The following is a 16,460-nucleotide window of genomic DNA, read 5'->3' as shown; positions in this document are numbered from 1 at the left end:
GCGGCCCAGATCGCGCGCTGCGCTCTCGCCCAGGTGCTCGCCGAAGTTGCGGGCGAACACCTCGGCGAAGTCGTTGCGTGCGGCGGCGGCCTTGGTCGCGTTGTCGAAGGCCCCGGCGCCGACGGGGCTGGCGGGGTTGTAAGGGGTGAGGAACTCGTCGTTGTGGCGGCCGAACACCTCGGCCAGGTCCTTGTTCAACGACGGGGAGGCGGGCGGGGTGTCCTTGGGCGCGGGGACGGACCCCGGGGTGTCCCGGGGCGCGGGTGTGGTCCCCGGGGTGTCCTTGGGCGCGGGGAAGTCCGAACCCCGGTCGTCCCTGACCGGCGGGTCGTCCTTGACCGGCCCGTCGGCGGGCGGGTCGTCCTTGGGTCGGGTGGGGGGACCGTCGGGACCGCCGCCGCCTCCGGGGGGTGGCGGGGTGTCGGTGTCGCGGTTGAGCGGCGGGGGGTCGTCCCTGACCGGCCCCGCAGGCGGTCCGTCGGGCGGACCCGAGGGCGGTCCGGGTGGGGGCCCGTCGGGGGTCTCGCGGACCGGGGGGCCGGTGGGGGGTCCTGCCGGGGGCGGTCCGTCGGGTGTGGTGCGGACCAGCGGTGGCGGGTCGGGCAGAAGGTTGAGGTCGGTGAGGCCTTTGCTGAACAGGTCGGACAGGTGTTTGCTGAACAGGGAGTCCATGCCGGCGGAGAAGACCGCGGAGAGCGCGCCCTCGATGACGGCGCCCTTGTGGGCGCTCTCGGTCAGGGCGTTGTCGCGGTGGTGGCGGGTCCCCCTGCCGATCTGGATGCGTTGGATGATGCTGTCCATGCTGGCGAAGATCTGGCTGATGATCTGGTGGCCGGGCACGGTGATGAGCAGCCAGGTCAGGATGCGGCGCATGGCCAGGCTGCGGATGGCCTTGAAGACCGGGATCCACTTCAGGGAGGCGCCGAAGGTGAACTTGGCCATGGCGATGGCCCAGGCGATCTCGGCCAGGAGCTGGACGAACTGGCCGATGACCATCATGTGCATGTACTCGACGTTGGCGCGGGCCTTGAAGAGTTCGGCGGACATGACGTTGGAGTTGTCGCGGGCCGAGCCGACGTAGTTGTTCTCACCCCGGGTGAACTGGTCCAGGGAGCGTTCGTAGCGGTCGGCGGTGTTGCCGTCGAAGTGGCGGCGGGCGTGTTTGCGGCTGAGGTCGAACAGGTCTTCCAGGACGGCCAGGCGTTGGTCCAGGGCGGTGTAGATCTCCGAGGCGCGGCCGAGGTTGGCGATGCCGGCTTTGGGGACCTGGATGCCGGTGAGGACCTCGATCGCTTTGCGTGAGGAGTCGGACATGTTGTGGTCCAACGGCATACGCGACTCCTCCTCCCCGCCCGCGTCCCGTGAGAGAGATGAAGGTAACACCAGCGCGCCTATACGTGGAAGTAGTTGCGCTTGTGTTTCTGTTCTCGTTCGTGTGTGTTGCCTTGTGTGCGTCATGGCTATGGTAAACGGTTTGATCGCGGACCTCTCCCGGGGCTGACGCGGACGTGCTCCTCCCGGCGGTGCCGAGACCCAGGTGAGCGGTGCCGGCCCAAGTGCCCTGGGCATGGTCACGTTGTCATTTCGCCACGGTTTCCTTTGATCAGTGGGGGTATTCGCCTACCGTTCCCCTTCGGTCGAGATGTTCTCCCTGTGAGGAGACGGAGGACCCGATCCACTTCGAGCTGCGGACCGGGACGTGTCGACCTCTCGGTCGGAGAGGCGGGTACCAACGGATCGGAGGACCTTGTGAGTGGTCTCGGTGCTGGAGCCACGGCTGTCAGGCACGCAGGGGGAGTGAAGGCCACGACGACACCGTCGGGAACGGGGCGGCTCTCGGCCGCCGAGGGCAGGATCGCCAGGGCCGCCCTGGCGGAACTGCCGAGTGGTGGGGTGATCATGCTCGACGCCGGGCCGATGTCGGAGCGGATCGCGTGGCTGCTGCCCGCCGGGTGCGGGCTGAGCGTCCTGACCAACTCGGTCCCCGTCGCCCTGGGGCTGGCTTCGCGCCGCGACCTCTCCGTGCACCTGTTGGGAGGCCGGGTCGGCGCGGCGGCCGGGACCACGCCCTCCTCCGTGTGCCTGCTGGAGCAGCTCCACGTCGACGTGGCCTTCATGGTCGCCGACGGCGTGTCCCCCGAGCGGGGCCTGACCTGCGCCGACCCGGCGGAGGTGATGGCCAGGCAGGCCATGGTCGGGGCCTCGGCCAGGACCGTGCTCCTGGCCGACCACACCAGGATCGGCGGCGACCGCCTCGCCCGCTTCGCGTGGCTGCACGACGTGGACTGTCTCATCACCGACGCCGGAACCGACCCCGACGACGTCCGGAGGCTGTGCGGGCGCGGTCCGCGCGTGCTCGTGGTCTGACCCCCGGCCGCCTCCGGTGCGTCTGCGGGCGTGTCGCGTTCGGCGCCCCGGTGTTCTCCCCCACACCGCGGCGCCCTCCCCGCCCCCGTCCCCGACCCGCGCCGCGGACCGGGGCGGGGGAGCCGGTCTCTGGCACGGTGTCGTTCAGATGTTGTTTCGCGTGTGTTTGTCGTAGGGCTTGTGAGTGTGTGGTCTTCCCGGGTCGTCGCGAGGCTGATGTCCGGAAGGTCGACCGTGTCACAGTCACAGAAGGGGCACGGGGGGTTGTTACAACAGGCGACTCCTCTATAAGCTCACGCAAGGACAGATAAAAATCCAACCAATACCACATGGTTTCGGTCAGTCCTCGGGACCCGCTCCGCGCGACTCCGGCCACGCCGGCCCGCGTCGGGCCCGAACCCGCGCGGAGGACCCCCCTCCTCCGCACGTCCGCTCGACGGCCCCCGCGTCCGGTCCCGTGACCTCCCGGGCGCAGGAGGCCGCCCCCGCCCCTCGTCGGAAGGGAAAGGGCCAACTCACCCGGGTCGGTTCCGCCGTGCACCACCCTCCCCTTCCATGGCAGTGGAGAACTCACCGATGACGACAGCCGCGAGAAGAGACGTCGCGGTCCTGCGCGCGGCCGCGGCCGCGGGTTGCTGCGCGGCCCTCGTCCTGGCCACGGGCTGCGCGTCCTCCGAGGACGCGGGCTCCGAGGCGGGGGCGGCGACGAGCTCCCCGGCTCCCCCGTCCAACGAGGAGGAGGCAGCGGCGCTCGCCGCCTACACCGGCATGTGGGATACGGTCGTCGCCGCCTCCCACGAGGGCGGCGAGGTTCCCCCCGAACTCCAGGACTACGCCGTGGGCGGCGCCTACGCCCTCATGAGCGCGGCCCTGGAGGGGGCCGGCGCCTCCAGTGGGCAGGTCACCGGCGAACCCGTCCTCGCCCCCGTCGCCGAGGTCGAGGGACCCGACAGCGCGACGGTCGAGGACTGCCTCGACGACTCCGCCTGGAACCTCGGCATGGGCTCCTCCCCCGGGCAGGGCCCGCGCCTCGTCGAGGCCACACTCATTCACGACGGACTCGCCTGGCGCGTGTCCGACCTCAGGATCTGGGAAGCGGGATCATGCTGAGACTCGTACGACCCGCGGCCTCCGCCGCGGTACTCGCCCTCCTGGCCACCGGGATCGCCGCTCCGGCGCACGCCGACGACGGCTCCTTCCTCGGCCAGATCGAGTGCGGCAGCTCGGGCGGCCTCGGCTGCTCGATCCTGCTGCGCTGGTGGCAGACCCACGCGGGCCAGCAGGGCTCCAACGGCTCGGGCGGCTCCGGTGCGCCGGGCGCTCCCGGCGCCCCCGCGGGCTCCGGCGACGGAGTCGACTGGAACGCCATCGACTGGGACGCGATCGACTGGTCGCAGGTGGACTGGGACGCCATCGACTGGGACGCCATCGACTACGACGGCGAGGGGGAGGCCCCCACCGACCCGGTCACCCTCATCCAGGAGTCCATGGCCAACTTCGAGCTGCCCCCGCCGCAGATCGAGACCTCCCCGGGCAGCGACTCCCTGGTCCTGGTCAACACCCCCGTGTGGCTGTGGGTGGAGTCCCAGGACTGGGAGGCCGAGGAGGCCTCCGCGGAGGTGCAGGACTGGTCCCTCACGGTCACCGCCACCCCCACCTCCACCCTCTGGAACCTGGGCGACGGCACGCAGATCCGCTGCGAGGGCCCCGGGACCCCCTTCGACCCGGCCGTGCACGACCCCGCCTCGGCCTCCCCCGACTGCGGGCACGTCTACGACCTGTCCTCCGACGGCCAGCCCGGCGGCGCCTACCCCGTGAGCGTCCAGGTCGGCTGGGACGTGGGCTGGGAGCTCTCCGAGGGCGAGTTCTCCGGCGGCGAGTCGGGCGCGCTCGACTCGGTCACCACGACCTCGCAGGTCGAACTCCGTGTGGCCGAGTCCCAGGGCCTGGTCACCGACACAGGCAACCGCTAACAGCGAAAGAAGACGACAGACGTGGTGGACACGAAGACGGCACCGGCGCCCGCGGCCTCCCCGCGGCAGGGGGAGACCCCTCCGGTGCGGCTCCTGGGCAGCGGACCCCGCCGCTGGCGGTGGCTGGTCCTTGCCCTCGGCATGATGACCGCGGGCGGGCTGAGCGGGGTCCTGGCCCTGGAGCAGATGGACGACCGCCAGGGGGTGCTCGTCGCCGACACCGACCTGCCCGCCGGCCACGTGGTGGCCGCGGAGGACCTGCGGATCGAGCGGATCTCCGTCGCCGACGGGGTCTCCTTCGTCGGCTCCGAGAGCCTGGAAGCGACGGTCGGCCAGACCCTCACCGTGCCCGTCACCGAGGGCGGCCTCCTCCCCGAGGCCGCCCTGGGCGCCGAGGCGGCCTTCCCCGAGCGGGACCGCGCCGTGCTCGGCGTGGCCCTGCGCGTCGGCCGGTTCCCCGCCTCGCTCGGACCCGGCGCCGCGGTCTCCGTGGTGGTCCACCCCGAGGAGGGCGCCACCGGCGGTGTGGAGGCCTACCGCGCGCTCGTGCGGGACGTCCAGCCCTCCGCGGCCGAGGACGGCTCCGTGCAGCTCGAACTCGTCGCGTCCTCCGCCGACGCCGCGGCCATCGCCTCCGCGGCGGCCGTCGAGCGCGTCAGCGTGGTGCAGGTCAACCCCCGGGGAGGCTCGTGATGCCCCGGACCGTGGCGCTCTTCTCCCTGGGCGGAGCACCCGGCGTCACCTGCGCGGCCATGGCGCTGGCCGCGGTCTGGCCAGGCGGGGCGGGCGCCGTCCTGGTGGAGGCCGACGCCTCCGGCGGAGACGTCGCCACCTGGCGACGCCTCCAGCCCGAACCCGGTCTGACCGGCCTGGCCGCCGCGTCCCGGCACGGCGGCGCCTCCGCCGACCTGGCCGCGCACACCCAGGTCCTCCCCGGAGGGCTGTCCGTGTGCCACGCGCCCGTCACCGCGGACCGCGCCGACGGCGCGGTGCGCCTGCTGTCCCAGAACCCCGGCGTGCTCGCCTCCACGGCCGGACCCGCGGTCGTGCTGGACCTGGGCCGCCTGACCCCCGGCGCGGCGGCCGCCGCGCTGGCCACGTGGGCCGACGAGGCCCTGCTGCTCGTCGCCGACGACCTCGCCCAGCTGCGCCGGGCCAAGGAGGCCTCCGAGGCGCTGACCCGCAGCCTGCCGCGCCTGCGCACCGTCGTGGTCGGCGGCAGCGGCGGCGTCAAGGAGATCGAGGGCGCGCTGGGCCCCGGCGTGTGGGGACGGCTTCCCACCGACGAGCGCTCCGCGGCCTTCCTGCGCGGGGAGTCCAACCCGCGCAAGCCGGAGCGCAGGCCCCTCCTGAAGGCGGCGGCGCGCCTGGCGAAGGACCTCGCCGAGGGCGCTCGACCCGTCGGCCCGGCCGACGGCGCCGCAACCCCGGCGCCCGCGCCCGAGGCGACGGGAGCCCGCGCATGAGCAGCGGACACGACGCCGGGTACGACATCACCGACGGCTACTTCCTGGACACCGACCGGGCCCGCACCGTGGCGAACCGCGTGGAGCGGACCGTCACCGAGGCCACCCGGCGGCTGAGTGAGGAGACGCGGGGCGAACCCGAGGACTCGCCCGAGGAGTACCGGGCCCGCGCCGAGCGCGTCATCGCCCAGATCCTCGACGAGGACGCGGGCCGCGCCCTGTCCGAGGGCCGGCAGGTGCTCGACGCCACGACCGAGGCCTCCGTCGCCGCGGGCGCCCTGGCCCGGGTGTGCGGGCTCGGCCCCCTCCAGCCCCTCCTGGACGACCCCGGGATCGAGAACATCAACATCAACGGCGTGCACGTGTGGGTGCGCCGCGCCGACGGCAGCCGCGAGCGGCACGACTCCCTCTTCGCCGACCCCGAGGAGGTCGTCTCCCTGGTCCGGCGCCTGGCGTCGGAGTCCGCCACGGGGGAGCGCCGCTTCGACCCGGGGGCGCCCATCCTCGACATGCAGCTGCCCGGCGGCGAGCGCCTCAACGCGGTCATGGAGGTCGCCCGGCAGCCCTCGGTGTCCATCCGGCGCCACCGCTACGGCCGCACCACCCTCGGCCAGCTCCGGGAACTGGGCACGATCGACGACACCCTGGTCGCCCTGCTGCGCGCGGGGGTGCGCTCCCGCCGCAACATGGTCATCACCGGCGGCACCGGTGCGGGCAAGACGACCTTGCTGCGGGCCCTGGCCGCCGAGATCCCCGTCGACGAGCGCCTCGTCACCATCGAGGACGTCTTCGAGCTCGGCCTGGACCGCGACCGCGACGCCCACCCCGACTGCGTCGCCCTCCAGGCCCGTCCGGCCAACGTCGAGGGCGTCGGCGAGATCACCATCGCCGACCTCGTGCGCACGGCCCTGCGCATGTCGCCCGACCGGGTCATCGTCGGTGAGACGCGCGGACACGAGACCGTCCCGCTGCTCAACGCCATGAGCCAGGGCAACGACGGCAGCCTCACGACCCTGCACGCCGCGAACTCCGCGGGCGCCTTCACCAAGCTGGGCGCCTACGCCGCCCAGTCCGCCGAGCGCCTGCCCCTGGACGCCACGGCCTCCCTGGTGGCCGCCGCCGTGCACCTGGTCGTGCACGTGTCCGCACTGCCCACCGGGGGCCGCATGGTCACGAGCGTGCGCGAGGTGGTGGGCGCCGAGGGGCAGAACGTGGTGTCCAACGAGGTCTACCGGCGCGACCGCAACGGGCCCCTGCCCGCGGCCCCGCCCAGCCCCAACACGCTCGACGCCCTGGCCGAGGCCGGTTTCGACCCCGCGATGCTGAGTCCCGACACGGTGGGGTGGACGCGATGACGACCCCTGTCCTCCTCGTCGCCGCCGCCGGCGTCCTGCTCGGCGCGGGCCTCTGGCTGGCGCTGGCGTCGCTGGCCGCGTCCGGCGGCGGCTCGCGTCCGTCGCGGATCCCGCCCTGGCGTTCACTGCTCTTCGGCCGGCAGCGGCCGCTCCGCCTGATTGCGGCGATCTTCGGCGGCCTGCTCGTCTGGTTCCTCACCGGCTGGCCGGTGGCCGGCGTGCTCGTCGCCGCGGGCTGCTGGTGGGGGCCCGCGGTGCTGGGGCCCGACCGCGGGCACCAGGAACAGGTGGACGGGGTCGAGGCCGTCGCGGCCTGGACCGAGATGCTGCGCGACCTCATGGCCGGCGCCGCCGGCCTGCACCAGGCCGTCGCCGCCACGGTCCCCATCGCGCCCGAGCCGGTGCGTGAGCCGGTCGCCAGGCTGGCCGACCGGCTGCGCACGGGCCGGTCCACGCAGGACGCCCTGCGCTCCTTCGCCGACGAGGTCGACAACCCCACCGCCGACCTGGTGACCGCAGCCCTGAGCACGGCCGCCACGAGGCACGCCACCGACCTGGGAACGCTGCTCGGCAGCCTGGCCGAGGCAGCCCGTGAGCAGGCGGCGATGCTCGTACGCGTGGCCGCCAGCCGTGCCCGGCTGCGCACCTCCACCCGGATCATCGTCGGCACCACTGTGGGTATGGCCGCGTTCCTGATGGTGTTCAACCCCGAATACCTGGAGCCGTTCGACGGATTCCTGGGACAGGTGGTCCTCGCGGGCATCGGTGCCCTGTGGGCAGGTGCTCTGGTCTGGTTGGCCAAGATGTCCAAGTTCGACCTGGGTCCACGGGTGCTCGCACCCGAACCCGCCCGTACACCGGAGGCCGCCCGATGACCCCCGCCCTGGCCGCCGCCCTCGCGGGCGCCGCCCTCGGGCTGGCCCTGTGGGCGCTCTTCGCCGCTCGCTGGGCCCGGCCCACGCTCGCCGAACGCCTGGCCGCCCCGCCCCCTCCCCGGCAGACCATGGTCGCGGGCCCGGACACCGGGGTGCTGGCGAGACTGGGGAGGATCGGCGCTCCGGTCCTGGAGGGCTTCGGCATGCCGGGACCCCGCACACGGCGCAACCTGCGGGTGTGCGAGCGTTCACCGGCGTCCTACCTCGCCGAGAAGTTCACCGCCCTGGTCCTGGGAATCGCCTTCCCTCCGCTGCTGGGCGCCATGCTCTCCCTCGCGGGCGTCCTTCCGTCCGGTGCGCTCGCGGGGGCCATGTGGGTGGCTTTCGCGGTGATCGTGTGGTTTGCCCCGGACATGTCCCTGCGTGACGAGGCGGACAAGCGCCGGGAGCGCATGCGTCGTGCCCTGGCCAGTTTCGCCGACCTGGTCGTGGTGTCCCTGGCCGGAGGCGCCGGCGTCAACGGAGCACTGGCCGACGCCGGTGCCGCGGGCAACGGGTGGGCCATGGCCCGCATCCGGGAGAGCCTGCGCGAGGCAGCGCTCATGCGCCATTCGCCCTGGACGGCGCTGCGCGACCTCGGCGAGCGCTACGACACCCCGGAATTCGCCGAACTCGCGGCCAGCCTCCAGCTCGCCGGAGCCGACGGCGCGCGCATCCGCAGTTCCCTGGCCGCCAAGGCCAAGACGCTGCGCACCCAGTTCCTCGCCGAGATGGACGCCGAGGCGCAGTCCGCGACCGAGCGGATGAGCCTGCCGGTGGTCCTGCTCTTCGCCGGTTTCCTCGCCCTCCTGGGCTATCCGGCCATGAGTCACATCCTGTTCAGCACATGAGAACCCCGACCGTTTTGGAGACCCCCGATGCAGCGCATCACCGCCTACCTCAGCTCCCTGCTGATCAGCCGCAGGGACGACGGCTACTCGACCGAGACGGTCATCATCACCGCTGCCCTGATCGGTGTAGCCGCATTGCTCGTTGCCGCTATCACCACTCGCGTGACGAACGAAGCCACCACGATCACGGGCGGCTAGCCTTGCGCATCCCCCAGGAAGACCGAGGCAGCGCGGAGATGGCCGTGGCCGCACCCGCGCTGCTGCTCCTGGTCCTGCTGGTCGTCCAGACGGCCCTGTGGATGCACGGCGACAACGTCGTCGCGGACATCGCGCGCAGGACCGCCGAACAGTCGCGCACGGCGGGCGGCGGCACGTCGGTGGCCGACGGAGGGGGGAGCTCCTTCCTCTCCGGCCTCGACGTGTCCGTCAACCGCAGTGCACAGGAGGTACGCGTGGTCGTGGACGCCGAGGTGCCCAGCCTCATCCCCGGCATCAGCTGGCCCGTGGGCCACGAGGTCACCGCGCCCGTGGAGCGTTTCGTCCCCGCGGAGGCGGCCCCGTGATCCGCACACAGGTGGTGGAGGCCGGACACGCCGACCGCGGCTCGGCCTCGGTGGAACTGGCGCTCCTCACCCCCGCCCTCCTGGCGTTCGCACTCCTCATGGTGCTCGCCGGGAGGGTGGCGGACGCCAACTCCACCGCCGACCAGGTGGCGCACTCCGCCGCCCGGGCGGCCTCCCTCGAACGCAGCGTCGGCGCGGCCGAGGCGGCCGCCTCGGGCACCGCCGCGAGCTCCCTCGCGGAGAACGGCCTGGCCTGCGGCGACCACTCCGTCACCCTGGACCACGGCGGCCTGACCCCCGGAGGGGCGGTCACCGCCGTCGTCGAGTGCCGCGTCGGACTGAGCGGTCTGACCGGACTGGGCGTCCCGGGGACCATGACGATCACCGGGGACGCCACGGTCGTCGTCGACACCTTCAGGGGGCAGCAGTGAGACACACGGACGACAGGGGTCAGACCACGGCGTTCGTCGCCGTCCTGGCGTCGGCCTTCCTGCTGTGCCTGGGGCTGGTCACCGACGGCGGCGGCCTGCTGGGCGCCCGCAACGAGGCGGCCACCTTGGCCCAGGAGGCGGCCCGGGCGGGCGTCCAACAGCTCGACTGGGCCGCCTACCGCGAGGGCACGAGCGAGGTCGCCCTCGACCCCTCGGCGGCGTCCGCCGCCGCGCAGTCCTTCCTCAACGCCGCCGGCGCCACCGGTACGGTCTCGGTCAGCGGCGACACCGTGACCGTGACCTGTTCGGTGGGATACTCCTTCACCCTCCTGCCGATGGGCTCGACCACCGTCGACGCCACGGCCACCGCACGGCCACACACCCAGGCGACCCCCTAGCTCCAGTGAGGCGGACATGTCCCAGATCCGACGGCTGAGCGCACTCCTGCTCGCAGCGGCGATCCTGCTCGGCATCCCCTACCTGCTCCTGTGGCACCTGCCCTGGCCGGAGCTGCCGGACTCCTGGGCCGTGGCCGCGGCGCACCTGCGCGGCTGGCGCCTGCCGCCCGGCGTGTTCACCGCCGTGCTCATCACCGTGCTCTGGGCCCTGTGGGGCCTGTACGCGGCGGGGCTGGCCGTGGAGACCGCCGCCCGCCTGCGCGGCCTGCCCCGGAGGCTGCGCCCCCTGGGACCGCTCCAGGTCATGGCGGCGGCCGCCGTGGGCACCGTGGCGGTCGCCCCGGCCACCGCGTTCGCCGACGCGGTCACCACACAGGACGACCGCGAGGCGGACGGGGAGCGGGACGGCGACGCGCCGTCCGCCCCCGAGGAGGCCCCGTCCGCCCAGCCCGTCGAGAGGGTGCGCACCGTCTCCGGCTTCGGCGTCGGCTCGGCCGAGCTCACCGAGCAGATGCGCGACGACCTCGCGCCCGTCGTGGACATGATCGACTCCTACGGCGACACCGAGACGCCCGTGCGCATCACCGGTCACACCGACCCCAGCGGGACCGTGCAGGCCAACCAGGAGCTGTCCGAGCGCCGGGCCCAGGCGGTCGCCGACCACCTCGACGAGGCCCTGGGCGAGGACGCCCCGGAGATGACGGTGGACGGCGTCGGCTCCGAGCAGCCCCGCGAGGGCGGCGCCGCCGCCCAGCGCAGGGCCGAGGTCGCCTACACCGTCGTCCCGCAGCCGACCTCCCTCCAGTCCCGTGTCATGGCGGCGGCCGAGGCGGAGGAGCCCGCTGCCGAGGACGGGGCCGGGGAAGCCGCTGCCGCCGCCGAGGAGGCCGACCCGGTGGAGGAGGTGGCCGCCGCCGCTGCCGAGGACGGCCGCGAGGTGCTGGTCGTGGAGATCCCCGACGGCGCCGTGACCGGAGCCGTGGCGTTCGCCGGTCTGGCCGGGGGATACCTCCTGGGCAAGCGCGGCGTCCGCATGCCCAGCGTGAACCTGAGCCTGCCCCGCCTGCCGAGGGCGTCCCGCCGCCTGGCCCTGACCGCCGGTCCTCCCCGGCCCACCCCCGGGGAGGACATCGACGAGCGCGTGACCGTGGAACTCGACCACGTTCCCGGCCTCGGGATCACCGGTCCGGGCGCCGCCGGGGCCGCCCGGCGCCTCATCGTCAACGCGCTCGACCGCCTCGACCACAACTCCGTGCGCGTGCTGCTCACCGAGGCCGACGCCGCCCGGCTGGTGGGCGAGCGGGGCCGCGACCTGCTGCGCGCCCACCCCTGCGAGCCCGTGCGGATGGTCGGCACGATGGAGGAGGCCCTGACCGTCCTCCAGCACGAGCTGCACCGGATCGCCGAGGACCGGGAACCGCGGCCGGACAGCCCCCTGGCCCTGGTGACCGCGCCCGCCTCCGAGCACGAGACCGCGCTGTCGGGCCTGCTGCTGCACGGGCAGCACCAGGGCATCACGGCCGTGGTCCTGGGCCGCTGGCCGCTCGGCGGCAGCTGTGTCATCGAGGAGGACGGCCTCATCACCGAGACCAGTCCGCCGCTCAACCCGGTCTTCCACTGCTCCTGGCCCGGTGCGACCGCGGAGGAGGTCATGGACGCCGTCCGCGCCTACCGCCACTCCTCGCCCGCCGTGGAGGAGGCCGACGACCGGGTGCGGAGCACGGAGGCCGCCCCGGCGGAGGCGGTGGAGGAGGCCGGTGCCTTCGCGGAGCCGTTCCTCGGTGCTCTGGGAGAACAGGCGGCCTCCGAGTCGGCCGAGACGGCTGAGGTGTCCGAGACGGCCGAGGCGGTCGATCTGACCGAGTCCACCGAGTCCACCGAGACGGGCGAGCTGACCGAGGCGGCCGAGACGGCTGTGACGACGGAGCCGACCGAAACGGCCGTGCGTGGGAAGGCGGACCGCAAGGCAGCGAAGGCAGCGAAGGCCGCGAAGACCAGGAGGACCAAGGAGGCCGACGTCTCGGAGGAGGGGTTCTGGGACACCGACGTCTGGAACACCGACTTCTGGGAGGGCGAGACGCCCACGGACAGGAAGGCCGACGCCGCCCGGTCCGAGGCCGAGTCGGCCGACGCCGTGCCGCCGGTGTCCGAGCCGGTTGCCGCCTCGTGGTCCGGGTCCGCGTCGACGGACGCGGCACGGCCCCGGGCCGTGCCGGAGGACGCCGCGCGGCCGGACACCCGTTCGGAGCGCTCCGCCGAGCCGTCCTCCGTCGGGGAGACCGTGTCGCGACCGGCCCCGTTCGAGCCGTCCGTTCCCGCGGAGGCGGTCCCCGAGCCGTCCGCCGCCGTGCCGCCGGTGTCCGAGGAGCCGGAGGCCCGCGAGGCCGCGTCCGAACCGGCCGTGTCGGAGCTGCCCGGGTCCGAGTCGCCCGTGTCGGAACCGGCCGTGTCCGGGCGCGCGGAGACCGCGAGGACGGACGCCGTGTCCCCGGACGCCGGGGCGGACCGCTCCGCTGCCGAGCGGTCCGCCGGGGAGGAGGCGACGCCCGAGTCGTCCGCGCAGGCGGCCCCCGAGGCCCCGGTGTCCCGGGAGGCCGTGACGGAACCGTCCCCGGCCGCCGGACCCGCCACCTCCGAACCCGCTCCGAAGAAGGCGGCCCCGGAGGGGCCGGTGTCCGAGCAGCGCGCGCCGGAGCAGTCCGAGCCGGAGGGGGCCGCCCTCGCGGCGGCCGAACCCCGACGGCCCTCCGCGGAGCAGTACGCCTCCGAGCTCTCCCCGTCCGAGGGCAGTGCGTCCCGGGAGCGTGCGGTCGAGGAGACCGTGCCCGAGCCCGCCGTCCCCCAGGGGGGGACGCCCGCGCGGTGCACCCCCTCGGAGGAGACCGTCGCGGCGAGGCCCGCTCCCGGGCGTCCGAGCACGGGCACGGTTCCGTCGGTGGTCGCCTCCCCCGCCCGCGCGGAGCGCCCCGTCCAGAAGGAGCGCGCGGCGCCTCCCCAGCAGGAGCAGACCCCCGAGGAGGAACCCGCGCCCCTCCGCAAGGCCGCCAAACGCGCCGTACGGTCCCGCCTTCCGAAGCCGGACGGGGGCGCGCCCGCCCCGGCCGTCCCCGTCGCCCCGGCCGCCCGGGTCGGGCGGACCGAGCCGCCCGCCGCCCCCGAGCAGTCCGCGCGTCCCGAGCGGGCGCTCGCCCGCGCCCAGCGGGCGGCGAGGTCCGGGACGGCCCGTGCCGAGGCCGTCACCGGCAGGGCGGAGCGCCTGGAGAGGCTGAAGAGGGCGGAGCGCAAGAACGCCAACGCCCGTGCCGGGGCCGGCTCCGAGAACCCGGCGACGGACGCCGAGGGCGGGGAGCCGGAGGAGGGCCAGTCGTCCCGGCCCCTGCTCCGCAAGCCCAAGAAGGCGGGACGCGGAAGGACCTGGCGCCCCCGGGAGAACCCCTGACCCGGGGTCCCCGGGCGCGCCCCTACGAAGGCGAGGGCTGCGTCCCCGGTCCGGCCACCGTGCCGGGGCCGGGCCCCGAGGGGCCCGGCGGCCGGGGGCACGTGGTTCGGGCCCGCGCACCCCGTGCCCGTGCGCCCGTCGGGGCGGCGGCACGGGGCCGCCGACCGGACGCACCCGGCCCGGCGGGACCCGCCGGGCCCGCAGTCGCGGGCTCCGCGCCCCGGCGGGTCGTCCCCGCCACCGCGTCCGGCGATGGGTAGCATTTTCGTGACTGAAGGTAACTCATCCCACCAGGCACGGAGAGACCATGCAGCTGCCCTTCAAGACGCGCGACCTGCCCCTCCGGATCATCACGGGGGCGTTCATCCTCAACTCCGGGCTGGACAAGCGCGGGGTCGAGGGGGAGGCGGCCGAGGGCATGCACGGCATGGCGGTCGGGACCTACCCCTTCCTGAGCAAGGTCGACCCCAACACGTTCGTGCGGCTGCTGTCCGCCGGGGAGATCGCCCTGGGCACCGCCCTGCTCCTGCCGGTCGTGCCCAGCCGCCTCGCGGGCGCCGGCCTCACCGCGTTCGGGGCGTCCCTCCTCGGCCTGTACCTGCGCACACCGGGCCTGCGCCGTCCCCAGAGCCTGCGTCCCACGCAGGACGGGCTCCCCCTGGCCAAGGACTCCTGGCTCCTGGGCGCGGGGCTGAGCCTGCTCCTGGACTGCGACTCCGACGCCGACCGGTGCGGCTCCCGCCGTCGCCGCTGACGGGGCCGCCCCGGGGGCGGGGAGCGGTCAGGCCCCGGAGCCCACTGAGGGCACGAACACCCGCAGAGCCCCCGGCCGCTTGGTGAAACTGACGTTCTCCGAGCCCTCCAGCACCTCGCCGTCCACGGCGAGCAGCCTCGGCTCGGAGGGGATCGCCAGGGTGAGCCCGGTGGTCAGCCGCTCCACGTAGCCGTCGCGCTGGGTGATCTCTCCGAGGAGGACGTCCGCGATGGCGCGCAGACGGGGGAACGGCTCCCGCGCGCTGAGCACCCGCACGTCCAGGCACCCGTCGTCCAGCCGCTCGCGCAGGGCGGGCACCCGGGCGTGCGTGCGGTAGCGCCCGTTGCCCACGAACGCCCACCACACCAGGGTCGGGCGCCCGTCCACCAGCGCCGGGGTCGGGTTCACCTCCCACAGGTCCTGCCACAGGGCCAGCGCGAACGCGGGCCACTTGCCGATCCGGCCGGCCCACGCGTCCCGCCGCTCCACCATGCGCGGGTAGGAGCCGAACGACGCGGTGTTGAGGAAGATCCTCCCGTCCACCTCGCCCACGTCCACCCGGGCCAGCCGCCCGTCGGAGTAGGCCCGCAACGCGATGTCGACCGACGTCAGCCCCAGGGTGCGGGCGAAGTTGTTGAGGGTGCCGGTCGGGAACACCAGCAGCGGCCGCCCGTGGTCGAGCGCCGCCTTGGCCGCGGCGTTGACCGTGCCGTCGCCCCCCGCGATCGCCAGGACGTCCGAGGTCCGCGCGGCCTCGTCCAGGACGGCGGGGACGTCGTCGTCCGCCGACATCGGGATGATCCGCGCCTTGGGCAGGGCCCGGGCGACCCGGCTGGTGACGTCGGCGCTGCTCAGCCCCGGCACCGCGCCCGCGGCGGAGCGCGGGTTGACCACCACGGTCGTCCCGGAGCCCTCGGAGTCCACGTCCGCCACGCCGTCGGCCACCGCCTGGGCGCCGAAGACCAGTTCGGGCCGGGCCGGGAGCATCTTGCGCGCCAGCACCGCCGCGCCCGTGCCGATGGCTATCCCGCCCAGGACGTCCCCCGGGTAGTGGACGCCGCTGTGCACGCGGGAGAAGGCCACCCCGCTCGCGAGGAGCGCGGCCAGGGCCGACAGGGGCCGGGGCGCGTCCGCCATGATCCCGCCCGCGAACGCGACCGCGGCCGCGGTGTGCCCGGACGGGAACGACGAGCTGCCGTAGTGCTTGTAGGGCGCGCGCGCCTTCGGCACCGCGGAGTTGTCCGGGCGGATCCTCCTGGTGAGCTGCTTGACCACGGCGGAGACCCCGTTGGCGGTCCCGGCGGCGATGATCGCCCGCAGCGCCGTGCGCCGCAGGCGCGGCCCGCCGCTGACCGCCAGGGTCGCCGATATCACGAACCAGGGGGCCATGTTGTCGGTGGCCTGGACGAACTTGGGCGTGTACGGGTCCAGGAGCGGCATCCCCATCCCGGTGACCCGGTCGTAGATCCTCTTGTCCGTCGTCTGTAGACGCCTCAGAAGCCTCATGGCCCCAGAGTGGTGTGCGAGGGGTGAGATGTCCATAAGGGCGCGCCCGGCGTCCGACCGCCGAGACGCCGCGCGGGGCCGGGCTCCCGGCGCTCCCGGAGCCGGGGGAGGCCGTGGCGGGCGGGGATGCGGACCGCCCGCAGGGGTACCGGCCCCGCCGGTCGGAGCGGAGGGATCCCGGTCCGGGGTGTCCTGTTTCACGGGCGTCGACCGCGGGTTCCACGCCATGGACCCGGTCCGGCGTCGTCCGGCACACGTCCCGCGGCGGGCTCCCCGCCGGGGACGGTCGGCGCGCCCCGCTCCGCCCCGCGCGACGGCGGTCCGTCCGGGCACGCGCCCCCGACCGTGCCCCGGCCTCCCCGGCCGTGCCCGTGCCCCGGTCCACGTCCCCGGCCGTGCCCTGGCCACGCGCCCCCGGCCACACGTCCCGCGCGACGGCGGTC

Annotated in this window: 15 protein-coding genes and 1 pseudogene; 14 read left to right on the top strand and 2 right to left on the bottom strand. The window is 74.5% G+C overall.

Annotation, left to right across the window (positions count from 1 at the left end):
* A pseudogene (locus ACIRPH_RS12970) lies at positions 1–1,332 on the bottom strand (hypothetical protein); the annotation flags it as partial.
* Positions 1,333–1,797: 465 nt separating this feature from the next.
* On the opposite strand from ACIRPH_RS12970, the gene ACIRPH_RS12965 reads away from it, so the two are divergent.
* From ACIRPH_RS12965 to ACIRPH_RS12900, 14 genes are all read left to right on the top strand, one after another.
* On the top strand, positions 1,798–2,367 hold the full coding sequence (locus ACIRPH_RS12965; protein WP_402913271.1) for a DeoR/GlpR family DNA-binding transcription regulator: 570 nt from the start codon (positions 1,798–1,800) through the stop codon (positions 2,365–2,367).
* A 576-nt stretch (positions 2,368–2,943) separates the two neighbouring features.
* A complete protein-coding gene (locus tag ACIRPH_RS12960) occupies positions 2,944–3,477 on the top strand; it encodes a hypothetical protein (protein WP_402913268.1) in 534 nt (177 codons plus the stop codon).
* Positions 3,471–4,340 (top strand): hypothetical protein, encoded by an 870-nt coding sequence (locus ACIRPH_RS12955; RefSeq protein WP_402913266.1) that lies wholly within the window; start codon positions 3,471–3,473, stop codon positions 4,338–4,340. The genes ACIRPH_RS12960 and ACIRPH_RS12955 overlap by 7 nt, the downstream gene beginning before the upstream one ends.
* Positions 4,341–4,361: 21 nt before the next feature.
* The gene (locus tag ACIRPH_RS12950; RefSeq protein ID WP_402913264.1) at positions 4,362–5,033 is read left to right on the top strand and encodes an SAF domain-containing protein; all 672 of its coding nucleotides are present in this window, start codon (positions 4,362–4,364) and stop codon (positions 5,031–5,033) included.
* Complete coding sequence (locus ACIRPH_RS12945; protein WP_402913262.1) at positions 5,033–5,806, top strand: hypothetical protein; 774 nt, start codon at positions 5,033–5,035, stop codon at positions 5,804–5,806. The genes ACIRPH_RS12950 and ACIRPH_RS12945 overlap by 1 nt, the downstream gene beginning before the upstream one ends.
* A complete protein-coding gene (locus ACIRPH_RS12940) occupies positions 5,803–7,161 on the top strand; it encodes a CpaF family protein (RefSeq protein WP_402913259.1) in 1,359 nt (452 codons plus the stop codon). The genes ACIRPH_RS12945 and ACIRPH_RS12940 overlap by 4 nt, the downstream gene beginning before the upstream one ends.
* Positions 7,149–8,036 (top strand): type II secretion system F family protein, encoded by an 888-nt coding sequence (locus ACIRPH_RS12935; protein WP_402913257.1) that lies wholly within the window; start codon positions 7,149–7,151, stop codon positions 8,034–8,036. Before ACIRPH_RS12940 ends, ACIRPH_RS12935 begins: the two co-directional genes overlap by 13 nt.
* Positions 8,033–8,926, top strand: a complete 894-nt coding sequence (locus tag ACIRPH_RS12930; protein WP_402913255.1) for a type II secretion system F family protein — start codon at positions 8,033–8,035, stop codon at positions 8,924–8,926. The genes ACIRPH_RS12935 and ACIRPH_RS12930 overlap by 4 nt, the downstream gene beginning before the upstream one ends.
* A 27-nt stretch (positions 8,927–8,953) precedes the next feature.
* Positions 8,954–9,124, top strand: coding sequence for a hypothetical protein (locus ACIRPH_RS12925; protein ID WP_344184816.1), 171 nt, complete (start codon positions 8,954–8,956; stop codon positions 9,122–9,124).
* 38 nt (positions 9,125–9,162) lie between these two features.
* Complete coding sequence (locus tag ACIRPH_RS12920) at positions 9,163–9,489, top strand: TadE/TadG family type IV pilus assembly protein (protein WP_267945562.1); 327 nt, start codon at positions 9,163–9,165, stop codon at positions 9,487–9,489.
* A complete protein-coding gene (locus ACIRPH_RS12915; protein ID WP_402913253.1) occupies positions 9,486–9,920 on the top strand; it encodes a TadE/TadG family type IV pilus assembly protein in 435 nt (144 codons plus the stop codon). The genes ACIRPH_RS12920 and ACIRPH_RS12915 overlap by 4 nt, the downstream gene beginning before the upstream one ends.
* Positions 9,917–10,318, top strand: coding sequence for a pilus assembly protein TadG-related protein (locus ACIRPH_RS12910; RefSeq protein ID WP_402913251.1), 402 nt, complete (start codon positions 9,917–9,919; stop codon positions 10,316–10,318). The genes ACIRPH_RS12915 and ACIRPH_RS12910 overlap by 4 nt, the downstream gene beginning before the upstream one ends.
* A gap of 16 nt (positions 10,319–10,334) precedes the next feature.
* On the top strand, positions 10,335–13,757 hold the full coding sequence (locus ACIRPH_RS12905) for an OmpA family protein (protein ID WP_402913249.1): 3,423 nt from the start codon (positions 10,335–10,337) through the stop codon (positions 13,755–13,757).
* 307 nt (positions 13,758–14,064) lie between these two features.
* Positions 14,065–14,511, top strand: a complete 447-nt coding sequence (locus ACIRPH_RS12900; RefSeq protein ID WP_402913248.1) for a hypothetical protein — start codon at positions 14,065–14,067, stop codon at positions 14,509–14,511.
* A gap of 27 nt (positions 14,512–14,538) precedes the next feature.
* Here ACIRPH_RS12900 and ACIRPH_RS12895 read toward each other — a convergent pair whose 3' ends face one another.
* Complete coding sequence (locus ACIRPH_RS12895; protein ID WP_402913247.1) at positions 14,539–16,017, bottom strand: bifunctional phosphatase PAP2/diacylglycerol kinase family protein; 1,479 nt, start codon at positions 16,015–16,017, stop codon at positions 14,539–14,541.
* Positions 16,018–16,460: the final 443 nt, after the last annotated feature.

This window comes from Nocardiopsis sp. NPDC101807, from assembly GCF_044766605.1.
Taxonomy (GTDB): domain Bacteria; phylum Actinomycetota; class Actinomycetes; order Streptosporangiales; family Streptosporangiaceae; genus Nocardiopsis; species Nocardiopsis tropica.
Note: the sequence above shows the minus strand (reverse complement) of the source record. Positions and strands in the feature narration are given on the sequence as shown.

Excerpts from the sequence above, each read along its gene's own strand:
- ACIRPH_RS12955 (WP_402913266.1), top strand. The coding sequence starts at position 3,471 with ATGCTGAGACTCGTACGACCCGCGGCCTCCGCCGCGGTACTCGCCCTC.
- ACIRPH_RS12940 (WP_402913259.1), top strand. The coding sequence starts at position 5,803 with ATGAGCAGCGGACACGACGCCGGGTACGACATCACCGACGGCTACTTC.
- ACIRPH_RS12945 (WP_402913262.1), top strand. The coding sequence starts at position 5,033 with ATGCCCCGGACCGTGGCGCTCTTCTCCCTGGGCGGAGCACCCGGCGTC.
- ACIRPH_RS12900 (WP_402913248.1), top strand. The coding sequence starts at position 14,065 with ATGCAGCTGCCCTTCAAGACGCGCGACCTGCCCCTCCGGATCATCACG.
- ACIRPH_RS12920 (WP_267945562.1), top strand. The coding sequence starts at position 9,163 with ATGGCCGTGGCCGCACCCGCGCTGCTGCTCCTGGTCCTGCTGGTCGTC.
- ACIRPH_RS12895 (WP_402913247.1), bottom strand. The coding sequence starts at position 16,017 with ATGAGGCTTCTGAGGCGTCTACAGACGACGGACAAGAGGATCTACGAC.
- ACIRPH_RS12930 (WP_402913255.1), top strand. The coding sequence starts at position 8,033 with ATGACCCCCGCCCTGGCCGCCGCCCTCGCGGGCGCCGCCCTCGGGCTG.
- ACIRPH_RS12905 (WP_402913249.1), top strand. The coding sequence starts at position 10,335 with ATGTCCCAGATCCGACGGCTGAGCGCACTCCTGCTCGCAGCGGCGATC.
- ACIRPH_RS12960 (WP_402913268.1), top strand. The coding sequence starts at position 2,944 with ATGACGACAGCCGCGAGAAGAGACGTCGCGGTCCTGCGCGCGGCCGCG.
- ACIRPH_RS12925 (WP_344184816.1), top strand. The coding sequence starts at position 8,954 with ATGCAGCGCATCACCGCCTACCTCAGCTCCCTGCTGATCAGCCGCAGG.